At 40.3% G+C, this 16751-nt stretch carries 15 protein-coding genes; 13 read left to right on the forward strand and 2 right to left on the reverse strand.

What is annotated here, in order from left to right; translation table 11 throughout:
* Positions 1–122 precede the first annotated feature (122 nt).
* From U5K35_RS12125 to U5K35_RS12140, 4 genes are all read left to right on the forward strand, one after another.
* The gene (locus U5K35_RS12125) at positions 123–3023 is read left to right on the forward strand and encodes a tetratricopeptide repeat protein (protein WP_322571728.1); all 2901 of its coding nucleotides are present in this window, start codon (positions 123–125) and stop codon (positions 3021–3023) included.
* Between the two features lie 382 nt (positions 3024–3405).
* Positions 3406–6072: a hypothetical protein gene (locus U5K35_RS12130; protein ID WP_322571729.1), complete on the forward strand. Its 2667-nt coding sequence runs from the start codon at positions 3406–3408 to the stop codon at positions 6070–6072.
* A 256-nt stretch (positions 6073–6328) separates the two neighbouring features.
* Positions 6329–6493 carry a YqaE/Pmp3 family membrane protein gene (locus U5K35_RS12135; protein WP_322570542.1) on the forward strand — a complete coding sequence of 55 codons (165 nt, stop codon included), beginning with the start codon at positions 6329–6331 and terminating at the stop codon, positions 6491–6493.
* 96 nt (positions 6494–6589) lie between these two features.
* Positions 6590–6886 (forward strand): hypothetical protein, encoded by a 297-nt coding sequence (locus tag U5K35_RS12140; RefSeq protein WP_322571730.1) that lies wholly within the window; start codon positions 6590–6592, stop codon positions 6884–6886.
* Positions 6887–7281: 395 nt separating this feature from the next.
* Here U5K35_RS12140 and U5K35_RS12145 read toward each other — a convergent pair whose 3' ends face one another.
* Complete coding sequence (locus tag U5K35_RS12145) at positions 7282–7890, reverse strand: porin family protein (protein ID WP_322570544.1); 609 nt, start codon at positions 7888–7890, stop codon at positions 7282–7284.
* Positions 7891–8139: 249 nt separating this feature from the next.
* Between U5K35_RS12145 and U5K35_RS12150 the strand changes: the two genes are divergently transcribed.
* Positions 8140–8421: a type II toxin-antitoxin system Phd/YefM family antitoxin gene (locus U5K35_RS12150; RefSeq protein ID WP_322570545.1), complete on the forward strand. Its 282-nt coding sequence runs from the start codon at positions 8140–8142 to the stop codon at positions 8419–8421.
* A 110-nt stretch (positions 8422–8531) separates the two neighbouring features.
* Positions 8532–8993: a hypothetical protein gene (locus U5K35_RS12155; protein ID WP_322570546.1), complete on the forward strand. Its 462-nt coding sequence runs from the start codon at positions 8532–8534 to the stop codon at positions 8991–8993.
* 250 nt (positions 8994–9243) lie between these two features.
* On the opposite strand, the gene nei is transcribed toward U5K35_RS12155, so the two are convergent.
* Positions 9244–10062, reverse strand: coding sequence for an endonuclease VIII (nei, locus tag U5K35_RS12160; protein WP_322571731.1), 819 nt, complete (start codon positions 10060–10062; stop codon positions 9244–9246).
* Between the two features lie 432 nt (positions 10063–10494).
* Between nei and U5K35_RS12165 the strand changes: the two genes are divergently transcribed.
* The 7 genes from U5K35_RS12165 (at position 10495) to U5K35_RS12195 (ending at position 15258) form a co-directional block, all read left to right on the forward strand.
* Entirely contained in the window at positions 10495–11973 is a 1479-nt protein-coding gene (locus U5K35_RS12165) for an NAD(P)/FAD-dependent oxidoreductase (protein WP_322571732.1), read from the forward strand.
* A 136-nt stretch (positions 11974–12109) separates the two neighbouring features.
* Positions 12110–12655: a phage integrase SAM-like domain and Arm DNA-binding domain-containing protein gene (locus tag U5K35_RS12170; protein ID WP_322571733.1), complete on the forward strand. Its 546-nt coding sequence runs from the start codon at positions 12110–12112 to the stop codon at positions 12653–12655.
* Positions 12656–12963: 308 nt separating this feature from the next.
* Positions 12964–13158 (forward strand): tyrosine-type recombinase/integrase, encoded by a 195-nt coding sequence (locus U5K35_RS12175; RefSeq protein ID WP_322571734.1) that lies wholly within the window; start codon positions 12964–12966, stop codon positions 13156–13158.
* A 388-nt stretch (positions 13159–13546) separates the two neighbouring features.
* Positions 13547–14041: a hypothetical protein gene (locus U5K35_RS12180; protein WP_322571735.1), complete on the forward strand. Its 495-nt coding sequence runs from the start codon at positions 13547–13549 to the stop codon at positions 14039–14041.
* 99 nt (positions 14042–14140) lie between these two features.
* Complete coding sequence (locus U5K35_RS12185; RefSeq protein WP_322571736.1) at positions 14141–14383, forward strand: helix-turn-helix domain-containing protein; 243 nt, start codon at positions 14141–14143, stop codon at positions 14381–14383.
* A gap of 247 nt (positions 14384–14630) precedes the next feature.
* Positions 14631–14975, forward strand: a complete 345-nt coding sequence (locus tag U5K35_RS12190; RefSeq protein ID WP_322571737.1) for a hypothetical protein — start codon at positions 14631–14633, stop codon at positions 14973–14975.
* Between the two features lie 10 nt (positions 14976–14985).
* Complete coding sequence (locus U5K35_RS12195) at positions 14986–15258, forward strand: hypothetical protein (protein WP_322571738.1); 273 nt, start codon at positions 14986–14988, stop codon at positions 15256–15258.
* Positions 15259–16751 lie beyond the last annotated feature (1493 nt).

Below are 16751 nucleotides of genomic sequence, written 5' to 3' on the forward strand. Positions count from 1 at the left end.
AGCCTTTCACAATTAACAAATCCGGGGCAATTATGGCAGTTAAGGGGCAGCATATCATAAATGTTTGGTTCAAAAGTGTTTTACTAGTTTGTTTTCTGACCTCTTGTCAGGCTGTCCATGCTATGCCGCAAACAAATCAAAAAACTCAGTCAAAGTCAGCTGAAGAACTGCTTGAACTGGTTGATGAATTTATTTTCAGTGATCCGGATCTTGCCTTGGAATATGCACAGCAAGCTCTTGTAGAAAGCCGGGAATCCGCAAACACCGAAATGGAAATCAAAGCTCTATACGAAATTGGCGAAATCTACATACGCACTGCAAAAAATTCGCAGGAGATACTATCCAATTTTAAGGAGGGAATCGAAAAATCTCGAGAAGGGGAGTTTAAAAAGTTAACGGCTGAAGGGCATTATAACCTAAGCCGATATTATGAATCCACCAGTGAATATTCGGATGCACTGGAACATATTCGTCAGGCGCTTGAACTTTTTAAAGAATTGAATCTTGAATCTAATGTAGCTAACACACAAAATTCATTGGGCAGGATATATCAGGAACTCGGTGATTTTTCAACAGCTTTGAACCATCTGTTCGAGGCATTACGCATTAATGAGAAACTTCAGCGTAAAACCGGTATGGCAGTTTCTTATACCATTATTGGTAATACATACATGCGTAGTGGGCGATATGAAGAGGCTATCCGGTATTTCAATGAAGCCCTGGCACTGGACCTTGAGATGGAAGATCCGACCGGCATCATGATAAGTAAACTGAATCTTGGGGCTGCTAACCAGCGTTTTGAAGATTACGAAAGCGCGATGACGTTTCACACAGAAGCTCTTGAGCTTGCCAGGGAACTGGGATACCGCCAAGACGTAGCGATTATTCTGGGTAATATCGGCTCTACGTACAGAAAGATGGGCTATCCTGAAGATGGTTTGTCAAATTTGCTGCAGGCGCTTGAAATTATGCAGGAGACCGGTTACAACACAACTGCTACACTAAACGGAATTGCAGAAGCGTATCTTGATTTAAATGATTTTGAACAGGCGCTCTCATATTCGCTGCAGGCTGAAAAGACCGGAAAAGAACGCAGTGATCTTGACAGGATGCAATATACCTATCGAAATATGGCTGATGCTTATGAAGGATTGGGACAATTTGAAGCAGCAAATCGAGCTCTGAAGCTCTATATCTCTACAATAGACAGCCTTTTTGCTATTGAAAGTGAAAAACAGATTAACCAACTGCAGATTCTTTATGAAACGGAGAAACGGGATCAGACCATTGATCAGCTTACTTTAGAAGCTGAAAATGCCTCATTTCGCCGGAATACCTATCTGGCCTCCGGTATCCTTGTTTCCCTGTTTCTGTTACTGCTCTATTCCGGTCAACGATACAAAGCCAGAAAAAACCGCGAGCTTCTTGAAACAAGTGAAGAGGTTGCTCAAATGAAGTCCAATTTTTTTTCCAATATATCACATGAGTTCAGAACACCGCTCACCCTGATATCCGGACCGATTGAACAACTGAAGTCAAAAATAGATGATCCGACCGTTCATAAAGAGCTCAACATCATGCAGAAAAACAGTGACCGCTTGTTATCACTCATCAATCAACTTCTTGATCTGTCACGTCTGGAATCTGGCAACCTGTCGCTCTCCGTAGAAAAAACAAACCTTGAGTCGCTTGTAAAAGGTGTGGCTATGTCGTTTCAATCATTAGCCGACATGAAGCAGATTCAGATTACCGTTGAATGCCAAATAACAGACTTTGAAGCCTGGGTGGATCGAAACAAACTGGAAACGATATTGATCAACCTTATCGGCAATGCACTGAAATTCTCTCCTGAGAATTGTGAATTGAGCGTCAGATTAGTTGAATTTAAAAGCGCAGATGGACTGAATCGATTCAGGTTGGAAGTTGAAGACTGCGGTGCGGGTATTCCTGAAGAAGATTTGAAGCATATTTTTGACCGTTTTTACCGCGGCTCGGAAAAAGAAAATTCGGAAAGTATCGGTTCCGGAATCGGTCTGGCACTTACACGAGAGTTGGTAATTCTCCACAAGGGTGAGATTTTTGTTAGTAGTAAAACCGGTGAAGGAACCAGGTTTACAGTAGAACTTCCGGTTTCTGAAAAACAGTATACTGAGCAGGAACGGGTTGTATCCGCATCCTTTGATCAACCCGCAAAACCTGCAATGACTACAAGAAAAATCACTGCCAATACGGAATTGGATTCATTTACTTCAGCGGATGATTCAACTCCTCTTCTACTAATTATTGAAGATAACGAAGACGTGATCAATTATTTGGTCGGTATTCTGAAAGACTCCTATCGTATTATCACCGCTCCCGATGGTGAGGCCGGTGTTGAAAGTGCACTTAATGTGATTCCGGATCTAATTATCAGTGACGTGATGATGCCAAAGATGACCGGTTACAAGGTGGCAGAAATCCTGAAACAGGATGATAAAACCAGCCACATTCCTCTTATTCTGCTCACAGCAAAGGCTTCACATGAGGACCGGATTCAGGGTCTTCAGACCCATGCCGACGATTACCTCACGAAACCTTTCCGCCCTGATGAACTTCTGCTTCGCGTTGAAAATCTGATACTCTCCAGGAAAAAAATGAGAGAGAAGTATAACCGGAAGATAGAGATCAAACCCGATGAACTCTCCGCACAATCGATGGAAGAGGCATTTCTGCTACGGGTGGTGGAGGCCATTAAAAAACATTTAGTGGATGAAGATTTTTCGGTAGATCAGCTTGCACGCGAAGTGGGCATGAGCCGTTCTCAGCTTCACCGAAAACTGGTTGCACTTACCGACCTCTCCGCAAGTGAATTTATTCGTTCATATCGACTCAACCTGGCTAAAGATAAAATTGAAAACCACACTGGAAGCATTTCCGAAATTGCTTATGAGGTTGGCTTCAATAGTCCATCCTATTTCAGTAAGTCATTCCGGGAGAAGTTTGGAGTAAGTCCGAGCGAATTTGAGGCGGGGAAGGGGAAATAGTCCGGGTAGAAGGAATGGAATAGAAAGTCCCCTCTGGAGAGGGGATAGATTTGAGAAAACATGCGCAGCATGATTTTCGATAAGCAGGGGTGTGTTCATGTGGACCGGAAACGCAAAACTATCTCAAAATCCAACCAACGATCAGAACACACCCCTCGGTGTGAAAATCGGTGTTCCACCTTTTTCACATCCTTTTCCCCTCTCGAGAGGGGATTTATCAATCCTCCTTTTCCCCTACAAAACCCAATTCAACAACTGAAAGCCCATTTTTACAACATCTTTACAACACTTTGCAACGACAGTTACAGCAGTTGTAAGCGTCCGAATATAGATTCGAATTGAGGTGCAGTATTCAATCCAACAGTAACTCAATTCGGGTATTATGAAAACATTCAAAAAATCCTATCTATTTTTTCTTGCAGGCTTTTTAGCCGTACTGCTTACAGTAAGCTCTTGTGGCAACAGCTCCACAGGTCCGGACATCGATGATACAACGGAGGTTGAAGATCCAACCGATGATGATAGCCCGGGAGATCCAATTGATCCGCCACCATCCGATAATTTTAAAATCGATTCTGATGATGTAACCGAAACGGAGGATGGGTATCGGTTTAATGGCTCGTTAATTGGTATCAATGGGAATGGTGTTGAATTTTCAATTGGAGAAGGTGAATTCGAAGTGGAACTCGACACCAATGGTGCAATTGTGTCGATTTCAGGTATCGGACTGCCCGAATTTCCGGATATGGGTATCTATAAAGATTTACTGGAAGAGTTTGCCTGGGATAAAATTGAGTCACACATTGAATATAAAATAGGCAGCGAATATATCGCAGATACCGAAACAGATATTCCTCTTAATCCGGATCGGTATTACGTACATTTCCGGGTTTTTGATGAAAATAGAGATGGTAAATTTGAATTACGCCGCCGTGCCAATGATTTCATTTACGATTTCTATGATATGTACATTGATATTGATGACCCAGCCGTGTTCATTAAAGTTCAGGTACCCATTCCGGATGGCGACGGTGGAAATGCAGATGATGCAGTTAAATCTTTTTGGAAGAAGCTTTCAGAAAAAGCATTGGAAAAAGGAATAGACATTGGCGAGAATATCTTTGAAGTGAGTACGGATACATATATGATTATCGGTCTTTCTAATGAAGGTACATTCACAACTCCCGAGTATAGTCTATCTGAATTCGGTCTGGTTGACACTGAATTATTCAGTGCATTTAACGGATTTGAAAATCTTTCAGGATTACAGTCTCATATCTATCTTAAATTTGCTCGTTTTCCGATTCCGGGTACATATCAGCTGCTAAATATCACGGGTGACATGTCGACCTATTCTGAGAATGATAATAAAATTTTTATCGTAGATCTGCTTGTCAACCGAGCCGGTATAGACAGAACTGATTCCTATACAGGAGAAATCTCATTTAGTGCCCCCGGTTTGGGTTTAATTCTTGAAGGTATTTTACCGTCAATTAATGAGTATACCGGCAGAGATATTTTCGGGACAGATATTGATTTAAGTCCGATTGAAGGATTTTATCAATATCGATATACGTTACCGCAAGGAGGAGATAATTTAGCTTTTATGCGTTTTGGAGGATCATTCAATACTCCAGTTCTTGCGGACATATTCGGCGAAAATATAAAGCAATACTTGTTTTCACCACCTACAGAAAAACAGTTTGGTTATTTTAATATTGGACCGGGAATGGATGAAACTTCCTTTTATGTAGAATCAAACATGAATATGATTATTCCAAGTTATGGAGAAGTAGAACTTGGTAAATCAGTATTTAATTTTAACTCCGAAGGAATATACTTTCTAAACAAACAAGGTCTTCCAATCGGGCCATTTACTAACACAACTGAACTGGAAGGATCTATTTATGCCGGAAATTATAATTTCCGAACAGAAGTAATCAACGATATTACCCTGCCAAATAATGTGATTTTAGGAAACAAGGAGTTTGAATTGTCAGTTTCAAGTGATTCCGGGGCTACGTTTCGAGGTCAGGTTATTTTGCCTTTTGATATCGGAGAAGCCTCCACTTCAGGTGAACTTACAGACGAAGGCCTGACGATGAGCGGGATGGTTAGCCAGGGCTCTGAACTTGCGTTGACGACCGGTTTAAACCTGCCCACCAGAGACCTTGAACTTACTGTATCCACAGATCCCGACCGTATTCTGGAACTGCAGGGTGAGACTCAGATTCCATTTGTTGGCTACAACCAGATGACAGGTATTATCAATCAGGATCAATTCCTGTTCGAAGGCGAAGTTGACAGAACGCTTTCATTTGGTTCACTCGAGATTCCGGTTTCGAACGGCAGCTTGCTCATAGACAGTCAATCAGGTGTGTTTATGGATGCCTCCTATGAAATACCATTTCTGGCATCGCGAGCGGTTGAAGGTGAAATCACCAATGAGCATGTCTATCTGGCCAATGCAGTCAATGAGGATCTCACATTTAGCGCTGTGGAGTTGCCGATGTCAAATGGAGATATAACTTTGAATAATGACGGTGTTTTTATTAATGGAACACTCGCATTACCCCATAATCTCAGAACCTCGAATGTGTACGGTTCAATTACTTCGAGCGAAATGAAATTGACCGGCAGCATGGCCAGTGAACTTACTTTTTATGGTGTAAATTTCCCGGTCACAAACTCAACCCTTACTGCAAGTACTAACTCCGGCGTATCTGCAGCATTTAACATAAAACTTAACAACAGTTTGAATGCTCGGGTGACAGGTAATATCAATCAAAACGGTTATGTTTTTACCGGTTCAAATAACTTTTCCAGAGGAACTTCCTATTTGGGAGTCTCAGCAACAGTTAGTGGATCTATTGCGACCAGGCTAACCCAAAACGGAATATCGTTAACAGCAAATGGATCACTCACCTATAAAGGTGCATTGGGTAATACGATTACAGTACACAGCGGAAATCTCACCGTACAAACTGACTGGCAGAACCGATCGATCAGTGTTTGTGTGCCAGGCACCAATGTCTGTGTAGGCATATAAAATCCGGTTAATTATTCGCAAGTCCGAAAGTTACCAATACTTTTAGCTTGCTTAAACACTAATAAGTTATTATCTGATTCTTTTATCCATAGAATGGGTATATAATACTCGAAAGCCGGCCGGTTGAAAACCGCCGGCTTTTTTTGATCCCAAAAATATTCTATACAAAAAGATTCAATTCATTAGCAGACTAGTTTTATCGGGTTGAAACTGTATATTTTATGCCAATATACATTCATCTAATAAATCTATACTTATGAGTATAATTCGATTGATTTTAGCCATACTTTTGCCACCGGTCGGTGTTTTTTTAACGGTAGGCATTGGCGGAGCATTTTGGCTCAACATATTATTGACTATTTTAGGATATGTACCCGGTATTATTCACGCAGTATGGGTGATTGCGAAACATGATCAATAAATAAACACAGGAGCATAGAAGATTTGGGGACATATGATGTCGAAATTCAAATCTATCTTTTCTTACAACTTACATTTCTAAATAGATACCAGAATTATGACAATTAAGGAGATTAAAAAACAGCTCGAGACATCGAAAAAACCGGTAGCCAAGGCGTTTCACATAGGTGAACATTTTAAAGTTTTGCTCTTTGGTTTTCGAAAAGGAATGAAACTGGAAGATCATAAAGCTCATCATCCCACCAAACTATTGGTTTTAGAAGGTGATGTGATTTATCACCAGGGAAAAAAGGACATCCGGCTGAAAAAGCATGACGAGGTCGAAATTCCTGCAGAAGCTCCACACTCGGTTGGGGCACTGGAAGATAGTATGATTTTATTGACTCAAGGGTAAACTTGACCTCGGGTTATATCTGTCCAAAATCTTTCCCAGATATCCGGGAGAGCTATTAATTTGAGCAACATCTTTTCAGGTCAATCTGACTTGAATTTTTCACAATATGGAGATGTCTCGACTGCGTACCTACGAAAAGCGTCGGTACTTCGCTCGACATGACAATCGCTCATGCTTCTACAAAAAGTCAGGGGTGTGCAGCCAATAGCTGCACACCCCTGACTTTTATTCTATATACGGTTCTGTCATGTCGAGCGGTATGCAGGTGATCGGAGTGAACCGGAATAGAGTCGAGACATCTCCTAATGACAGGTCGCTAAACATAGATGCCTTTGTTTTACATCAATATCAAATGTATTGAGATTTGTGTTAAATCGGTCTTCGAACTTCTGAAGTCATCTTGATGAATGATTACTAAAATCAAAGAGGTAAAACAAGCTTATTTTAAGACCACGATTTCTGGATCTGTAAAAACTGTCTGTAGAAATTTTACTCAGTCCAAGATTATACCTGATATCAATTCCCAGACCGTTAGACATCAGCGGATAACTTAGACCTGCACTTAAACTTAAATCTACTTTTCTGAACCTGTTTTTTAAATCATACGTTGCCGCATCTTGATCCGCCCAGGCATTCATAAGAAAACCCAGTTGTGGGCCTGCCTGAACTAGAATATCATTGTCAAACTTATACTGAAAAAGGATAGGTACATTGACATGATCCAGCCTAATTAAAGAATTTTCACTTCTCAATTTTACACCTTGTGGTGAGTAGATCAGCTCGGTTTGAAGGGAGAGTGGAGCGATCTTTTCAGGATAAAACCGACCAATAAAACCGTAATGAAGTACGGACCGGTTACCGGTAACGTGATTGTCACTGAAATTGAGCGAGTAGATGTTTAATCCACCATTAAACCCAATTTCAGACTGTTGTGGAAATGCTGTTTCAAATCCTGCTGCCAGGAAAATTGTTACGAGAATGGCTAATCTTAAATCGTTTATCATCTGAGTCATTTACTTTTACTATCTGACTCAGGTTTTTAAGTAAATGTTCCTCAAAAAGCAGTCGGTCACCCGGATATCCTCATTCAGCTTTGAGAGTAGATTCAAGTTCTGTTCCGATCTAAATCGCTGATTCAATTTTATCTGCCGATTAGGCTCAATCCCACAAACTTTATTGAATCGAATGGTAAATTCAGTTAATATGACAATAGAGGGATAAGCTATAATCCGATTGAATTTAAAATTATTGTTATGTCAAAAATCCAACTTGAAGAAAATTTTTGCTCACTTTCCGACTTCCAAGGAGATGTAGCATCTTACATAAAAAAGTTAAAGGAAGATCGGCGTCCTCTTGTGATTACAAAGCAGGGGCGAAATAGTGCAGTTTTACTAGATTCTGACGAGTATCGGAAGTTAGTAGATAAAGCTCAGTTATTGGAAGAGATTGTCGCTGCCCGGAAAGAGCTGAAGAGCGGTGAGGGTATAGACCATGATGAGTTTATCAGAACATTGAGATCACAATATGCGTCATAAATCATTTTGTAGATTAACGGTTTATTTACTCTTCAACTGACTAAAGAAACAATATGTCTCATCCCGGTTTAGTATTGAATCAAATGAAATCCTAATCTGACACTATACACATGAGACACTTTTTTGCAGTGACATTAACTGTTGCTTTGCTCTTTTCACTGAATCATGAATCCAACGCACAAAGTACCGAATTGGGTGTGATTATCGGTGAACCGACCGGTGTCAGTGCAAAATTCTGGACATCAGATAGATCAGCTGTTGATCTTGGAGTGGCATGGTCTCTCGGTTCGTCGGGGAATATGCATAATCCTTCGGGAAACATGCACCTGCACATCAACTACCTTTGGCACTTTTGGACAAATTCAGGAGTTGCGTTCTATACCGGTTTGGGCGGGCGTTTTCTTTTTGAAGATGAAACCCAATTTGCGGCACGAATCCCAATTGGTTTGCAGTTCAATGTAGCCCGTAGGCTGAGCCTTTTCTTTGAACTGGCACCGACACTGCCCATCATGCCGGAAACTCAATCCAATTTTGATATCAATGGCGGGGCAGGAGTGAGGATCAGGTTTTGAATTTTGTTAGGTAGGGGTTAGCCGGGATAAATACCTCGCTCGAGTGTTTAACCCATGAATGGGTTTTTGTTTAAATAAAAATTGAGAGCTATTTCTCGCAGATTTGCAGAATGCTTGCCACGGAAACACGGAATGGATTGAAATTTCCGTGACAATTCCGTGTTTCGCTTCGCGTCAAAAGATGAGCCGTGGCTATAATGGCGTGAAATGAAACACCTGATTTCACTATAATTACTTTAAGCAAACAGATCTATTTTTCCTGGCAAGATTCACAAATATAAATCCTTCTACCCGACATCTTTGTTTTTTGAATGATGTTTCCGCAAATGTGACACGGTTTATTATCTCTGCCAAACAGAAAATGCCGGTAGTCGCAGCGCTTTTTCCCCTCCGATTTCAGTTTCATGGACAGATCATCAGGCGTAGTAAGTCCGCCGGTTTCGTAGGAGCGGCCGGTGATTGTAAGTGCGGATTTAGAGAATGTTTCAATAGCCTCGTCCGAAAGATCCATCGGGCGTTTTTTTGGATGAATACGGGCATCGTACAAAATTTCTGTTCTCAGATAGTTTCCTACACCGCTCAGAAATCCCTGATTAAGCAGCAGGGAGGCGAATGATTTTCTTCGGAATTGATCGTCCACAGTTCTTTCTGCAATGGTTTCGGGCTGTACGCCCTTTAGCAGGTCGGGTCCCAGTTTGCTTAGATAAGGATGCTCGTGGAGAGATACTTCATCCATCACGTCAATATCGCTGGCGCTATAGAGCAGTGCCGACTTTCTATCCGTTCGAATTTCAAGGCGCAGCTCACGGTTTGTTTTAGGATAATCTCCTGCCGGCTTGATGTACCATTTTCCGTATAGCTGGTTGTGTGAGTAGATGTGATAATCGTCTTCAAATGAGATAACGAGGCCTTTGCCGTATGCCTCAACGTTTTCAACCTGTTTACCGGCCAGATCGCTTTCGAAGGGTTTGAGGTGATCATGATAAAAATAGAGATAGATGGGCGACTGATCTCCGATTGCGTTTCGGATCTTGTCGGCTTCACGATGAACTTCGGGTCCTTCAGGCATTTCCGGGTTTTTATATTTTTATGTGTTTAGCTGATTTAAACGGTAATTGGGGGAAGATATGAATAACATTAACTTCAAAATTAGTTTAAAGTATAGTTGCAGGAGTGCGGGATAAATCCCGCGCTCGTTTGTGTAACCCATGAATGGGTTATAGTGATTAGATTTGGTTTGAGATAGGTTTCTCGCAGATGTTTGCGCAGAGTTTCGCAGATCGAACCCTTCGTGGCAGAATAGCACAAATTGGAACACTAACAATTCATTCTGTTTAATAGTAGATAGTTTACAGGAATGATTGCCACGGAAACACGGAAAAAAGCAGAAGCTTCCGTGCAGTTCCGTGCTTCCGTGGCTACTTTTATTATATCTATCATAAATCAATCAATTAACAGATCAAACAGGAACCTCTGAAGCACTCTTTGTTGTTCTGCGGATATGAAACAAACAGACAAAGTTTACGATTTTATTGTGATCGGCTCAGGGATGGGCGGTTTGACGGCGGCTTCCCTTTTGGCAAAAGATGGGCACTCCGTTTTGGTACTGGAAGCTGCACTTGCCATCGGCGGATGCAGCTCCTCATACTTTCGGAAAGGATACATTTTTGAATCCGGTGCAACCACGCTGATCGGCTTTGACGAGCATCAACCTCTAAAAAAACTGGAAGAGACCCTGGGCATAACCATTCCAAAAGTGAAGCTCAATCCGTCAATGAGAGTGCATCTGAACGGAAAGGAGATCACACGCTACGAAGACCGGGATGAATGGATTAAGGAATCAATCCGTCATTTCGGAGAAGAGAAAGCGCAGGAGTTATTTTGGGAAAAAGCGTTTAAGGTAGCGGATGTAGTTTGGAGAGTATCCGAAAAGAATGCAGCGTTTCCTCCGCAGTCTGCATCGGATTGGATGAAACTTCTTAAAAATGATCCGCGTGATGTGTGGGTTCTGCCTTATGCGTTCAAATCGGTAAAGGAGTTTGCAAGGGACTGCAGCATCACCAATCCGGAGTTTTTCCGTTTTCTGGATGAGCAGCTGTTGATATCTGCACAGTCTAAATCGAACGATACACCGTTTCTTTTCGGTGCTCCGGCCGTAACCTACACAAACTGCTCAAATTATTCTGTACCCGGCGGACTGAAAAAGATGGCGGAAACTTTAAGTGATTTCATCACAGAGAAAGGCGGTAAGGTTCAAACCAAAGAGAAGGTGTTGTCTCTTGCGAAAGATGCGGGAAATTTTAAAATAACGACTTCTAAAAACCGGACATATCAAGCGAGACAGGTTGTATCGGGCATCCCGGTTTGGAATATGGAGGATATTACCTCCGGAAAAATGGCTGAATACTTCAAGCAGGAATCTGCCAAGTACAGTGAGGCGTGGGGAGCATTTACCATGGGTATTGTCACCGATGATGTCTATCCCGATGATATGCCGCTTCATCATCAGATTCACATCAAAAACCCAGTTTCAGGCATTCACTCCGATTCGATATTTGTCTCATTTTCTCATCCGGATGACGAGGAACGCTCCAAAGAGGGTACGCGTGTTCTGAATATCTCAACGCATACCGAAACCGACTATTGGTTCTCTTTAAATGGCAGTTATGATGCAGAAAAAGAGCGAGTAGAAGAGCAGGTTATAGCCGTTCTCAAAGAACAGCTTCCGCAATTTGATAATGCAGAAATCAAGCTAGCATTTTCGGCAACCCCGGTCAGCTGGGAGAACTGGGTAAATCGCAAAAAAGGACGCGTAGGGGGCATTCCGCAGAGTATGGAGCGTTCACTGCTCGATTGGACGCCAAATCAAACCCCGTTTAAAGGTCTCTATCTTTGCGGAGATACGGTATTTCCGGGTCAGGGAATTCCGGGCGTAACTTTAAGCGGATTTCACGTATATTATAGAGCTACTAACTCTTAGTTGCTAATAGCTTCTCTTATTACTTTAAAGGCGTATTTTTACTTCTATATTTTCTTTTCTTTTCTGTTACTTCTGTTACTTTTGTTGTTATTTCGTTACTTTAAATTTGAAAGGTTTATTGTAATAAAAATATATTATGGGTGTAAAATTACGGGAACGTCAACTCGATTCTGGAAAAATTTCTCTTTACTTGGACATTTATCATAAGGGAAAACGCAACTATGAATTTTTAGATCTCCACCTGGAGGTAATAAAAAAGAACAGAGAAATCAGGCGCCTGGCAGAAGCTATTCGATCGAAAAGGGAACTGCAGCTTTATAACAAACAGTATGATTTTGAGCACAATGATGAAGATATTACGCTTACTGACTTCATCATTCATTTAAAGGATAATTCAAACAAAACTTCATCCAAGAATTATGGATCTGTTCTCCACCACCTGAAAGCCTACCATAAAAAAGAGAAGGTGAGGTTTGATGATCTCACCTCTGCTTGGTTGGAGGGGTTCAGGGCGTACCTACTAAGCAAGGTGAAGAAAAGCACGGCCAGAACTTACTTTTTGATTTTCAGGTCCTTATTGAATAAAGCGGCGGCAAAAGGGTATATCAAAGGAAATCCGTTAAACCGGTACGACATCGAGAACATTGAGAAAGATCCGGCACTGGATTCAGTACTTAACTGATGCCGAGGTGAAAAAGCTATGGAATACCAAAATCTACAACAATGAAGTACGCCGTGCATTCTTGTTTTCAGTTTATACCGGTTTGCGCCGATCAGATATTCAGGCTCTAAAATGGGGGATATACAACATATCACAGATGACAAGAAAGGAGAGAATTACAAGCAGATTGAATTAAAACAACAGAAAACCTCTGACTTTGTTCACATTCCGGTCAGTAAAACAGCAGAACCCTTGCTTGAAGTAAAAGTGAAAGTGAGTGATAAAGTTTTTAATGTGAATGAATCAATCATTAATTATCGGCTACCAAAATGGAAGAAAAAGGCAAAGATTTCAAAGAAGATTCATTTCACATGGCCCGCCATACCTTCGCAACCAAACTGCTCCGTCGTGGGGTTGATATTTATACGGTAAAAGAGTTGATGGGCCATTCTTCAGTGAGTAGCACGGAGAAATATTTACATCTGGTTAGTGCTGATAAAAAAAACGCAATTGATAAACTGTAGTTAGTAGTATGAGTAACTTTAAATATGATCAGTTTTACGCTCGATTAAAAGTAATCGCTTCAAATATCAGTCGTATTTCCTAAATTTTGTAAATGATCACTTTGTCCTTTATTCAAAACATATAGAACCATACATAGAGGCTTATAATAAAGCTGAATTTGCAGATAAAATAAATGTTACATCAAATTTTTTGTCTATTAGGAACGGATTAGAAAGACAATCAAATAAGCTTCAAAAATCAATTAACAAAGGATTAGAAGCCGTCAAAATCTTTTGTTGATAGATCAAATGTATCGGATGATTTTAAAGAAAAATATAAGTCACAGTTAGATGAATTTGTTCATAATTTTCTATCCTTCTAATATAGTTACTGAAGCATTATGAAGCTTTGGTAGATGATTTTATTACAATAATTCAACAAAGCAACTTATCAATACTAAGACAACAAATGTGCACGATCTTTTTTTTTAAAAGTATATTTAAAGATATCTATGTTCAAAAAAAAGCAATTGTTGGATTGGATATAATAGATCAGCTTATGAGAGATATTATTGAAAAAAACTACCCTGAGTCTATTAATGAGTCGATAATTATTGCGGAAATGCAGAATGAAAAGTTTTCAAGTAACTCCGGCCCAGGCAACCCTTATTTTAAAGAACAGGAATTAAGTGTTGATTGGAATAAAGTTGCTGCTTTGGCAAACAAACTCATGAAAAATGAACCTGAAATCTACCTTCCACGTAGGGAAAATTATTTTATTAGTAACAATTTGAAAACAGTATTGGCTGATGAATTTAAAGCCGGAGAAACTACTATCCGAGACAACCTTAAGAAAAGATTTAAAAAAGTTAATCACCAATACAGACCCAGAAACGGCTATTAAAAGGGGATAATCGGCTATTTCATTTAAAGTTGATCGTTTTATTCTTTCTATATCAATGATTTAAGTTACGTGTGTAAACATTAACAAAGAACACATGTAATGGATAAACTTGAGAATGAAAACCCACTAAACGCACAGGAAGCTGCAAAGTATCTAAATATTTCAGTTTCTCATCTTTACAAACTCACAAGCCGTGGAGAAATACGCCATTATAAGCCAGGTGGTAAACGAATCTATTTCTTTCAATCTGATTTAAACAACTTCATTAAATCAAATCCGGTTAAGTCCTCCAATGAGTTGAATCAAGAAGCCGCAAAGAAAACAATAGGAGTATTGAAATGAAAACCCCGATCCACTATGAGGTTGACCGGGGTTTGAAAAGATACTGTAAAAAAATTAAAGTACATCGAGCTGATCTTAAAAGCAATTCCGTCACTTTACTATACGATGCTAGAAATATGATCCTAGTTATAGGATCATTAACCTGTGGCCTGCAAACGTACGAAAGTGTTTACCGTTTCTTTCTCACTCTACATGGTCGCAGCATTCGACCAGGCATTCCGGATAGAATCTATAAAAGAAGGATCAAATGGGGAATATTAGCGGACGTTTTGCCAATCCCGGTGACTGGGAATACCTGTTGAGCAGATTTGACGAGCAAGGGAAGTTGTTTTGGCTGTATATCAATCAACGATGCGAAATATCGGGAGTTCACCAGGTTCACTATCCGGTTGATTCTGCGTACTTGGGATTCAAGGTTGATAATGAATTTATTCAGAGCTTTTTACAGGAAATAAATAAAGACAATCAAAGGCTTATCAGACTTGAAGCCGACGCCTTTGGATTACTGAATATGTTAGACAGCAGCAAAAACCAAAGGGCGGTGCTCTATCGGAAAAATCCGGCCCTCACATCAAAGTTGTCAGAGAACTAAAAAACATGGTGTGTTTGATCTTGCCGTCGATAATGATCCGGAATTGTTTGAAAATTACATAAACCGCCTTCAGGGGCAGGAAATATCCTATCAATACCCTACCGATAGCCTATCCTTAGCCACCCCGAAGAGCTATGGTAATGGTGATGGTCGTAGTGCTGGTAATGGTGGTGGTTCTGATCGTGGTCCTTCCTTCTCCAAATCTTCAAATTTAGCGAGGGACGTGGATAAGATTCGAGAAGCTATAAAAAGAAAGTCTTACCCGCCCCGGCTGGAGATATAGACTTTGAAGAAGACCTGATCCTTGACAAAGCAATACGGAAAAGACTACTTGTAGAGGAGAGCCACCTGAATTAGTAGAGCAATCTTTAATACAGGCAGTGAAAGCAAAAAAAATGGAAGCAGCGGAGACGGGTGCAGAGTTTGATTTAATTCAATGTCTGGAGGTTTTCAATGAATTGTGAGAATACAAACTTAATACAGACCACCTTTTCACATGATTGAAAACAAGAGATAGAGGACGATTGCCGGAAAAATAAGAAACGGCATATTAGGTAGAGCATATTCAGAAAATATTTGCTAGTAATTAACACTTTTCACCTCGTGACTGGGCGGATAGTTTTATCAAGCAACCATCCTGTTTGAAAGATCAAACAAACCTCAACGAAGATAAAACATGAAAATCAAAAGAATCAATAAAGCATAAAACATCACTAATTAGTTTAAATACGAGATTCATTCTCAACGCAATGCTATTACCAATACAAATACTTCTATTAATTGTTTTAATATAAGCCTTTGAAACTACACCGAATACAAAGTTCTATGCTAAAACTCTGGCTATAGGATTTACCACCGGGAGGTATCGGAAGGAAGCAACAGTCCGATTTTGATATGGTCAACCCAGTTTATTTCCTTTCGAAACCTAAGAGGGAGTAACACCTATCAACAGACTCGCAATCTATCGATCAGTTGCAACAATCAATCCGCAAACTTTAATAGGTTCCCTTTTAAGGTTTGCAAGTTAGTGTAAATGACAGTCATAAAAACCTGTCGGTATTTTATGCCTTCATTTCCAACTTGGATTCGCATCGAAGATGCTCATCCTTTTTCTGTTCGGCTTGCCGAACTTATATGTTCTATGTTGCCACAAAGTTTTAAATTTGAAAAATTTCGTTAAAGAATTTAGGTTCATGACACATAAATAAAAGAGCTACAGGATATCGCTTAAAAAAGCGTGAAATGCCAAAGGGGTGGTTTATAGATTTGTATATGAAAAAGAGTACCCGGTTTCATCCAGAGTACCCATCAATAGAGATTCTTATGTATTTATAAAAAACGAAAAATGAGATTACCTTACAGAAAATTTTGAATCGACGTGATACGAATTTAAATGAATTGAAATGAATGGAAACTGAGAAAACGGATAAAGATTTATTTCAGCTCACATATTCAACTCCTCCCTAACCCCTTCCCTCATAATCTCCACCAGCCGCCAGCTGAGAGTGTGGCGATCGAGCATCAGCCGGCAGTATTTACTCTTCTTGGTTCTGACGGTATAGTGGAACTGCAGGGATTTGCCGTGTCTCTCCTGGATGCGTCATCCGGACCTCCCGCACTTTATAAACCTTTCCATCTTTCCGTTTGAAACCGGATTGGCCGGATTCTGCGAAGCACATCACCAGACGGTTCTCCGGTCATTAGGATCAGTACGTTTATCGGTTCTTAGCGATCTGTAATCATTTGCTGTAGAGGTTTAAGGATGGTATTACTCCT

Source organism: Rhodohalobacter sp. (assembly GCF_034521535.1).
Taxonomy (GTDB): domain Bacteria; phylum Bacteroidota; class Rhodothermia; order Balneolales; family Balneolaceae; genus Rhodohalobacter.

Coding starts and splice junctions, on each gene's coding strand:
- U5K35_RS12155 (WP_322570546.1), top strand. CDS start 8,532: ATGAGACACTTTTTTGCAGTGACATTAACTGTTGCTTTGCTCTTTTCA.
- U5K35_RS12125 (WP_322571728.1), top strand. CDS start 123: ATGCCGCAAACAAATCAAAAAACTCAGTCAAAGTCAGCTGAAGAACTG.
- U5K35_RS12175 (WP_322571734.1), top strand. CDS start 12,964: ATGGAAGAAAAAGGCAAAGATTTCAAAGAAGATTCATTTCACATGGCC.
- U5K35_RS12170 (WP_322571733.1), top strand. CDS start 12,110: ATGGGTGTAAAATTACGGGAACGTCAACTCGATTCTGGAAAAATTTCT.
- U5K35_RS12135 (WP_322570542.1), top strand. CDS start 6,329: ATGAGTATAATTCGATTGATTTTAGCCATACTTTTGCCACCGGTCGGT.
- U5K35_RS12145 (WP_322570544.1), bottom strand. CDS start 7,890: ATGATAAACGATTTAAGATTAGCCATTCTCGTAACAATTTTCCTGGCA.
- nei (WP_322571731.1), bottom strand. CDS start 10,062: ATGCCTGAAGGACCCGAAGTTCATCGTGAAGCCGACAAGATCCGAAAC.
- U5K35_RS12190 (WP_322571737.1), top strand. CDS start 14,631: ATGGGGAATATTAGCGGACGTTTTGCCAATCCCGGTGACTGGGAATAC.
- U5K35_RS12150 (WP_322570545.1), top strand. CDS start 8,140: ATGTCAAAAATCCAACTTGAAGAAAATTTTTGCTCACTTTCCGACTTC.
- U5K35_RS12140 (WP_322571730.1), top strand. CDS start 6,590: ATGACAATTAAGGAGATTAAAAAACAGCTCGAGACATCGAAAAAACCG.
- U5K35_RS12130 (WP_322571729.1), top strand. CDS start 3,406: ATGAAAACATTCAAAAAATCCTATCTATTTTTTCTTGCAGGCTTTTTA.
- U5K35_RS12165 (WP_322571732.1), top strand. CDS start 10,495: ATGAAACAAACAGACAAAGTTTACGATTTTATTGTGATCGGCTCAGGG.
- U5K35_RS12185 (WP_322571736.1), top strand. CDS start 14,141: ATGGATAAACTTGAGAATGAAAACCCACTAAACGCACAGGAAGCTGCA.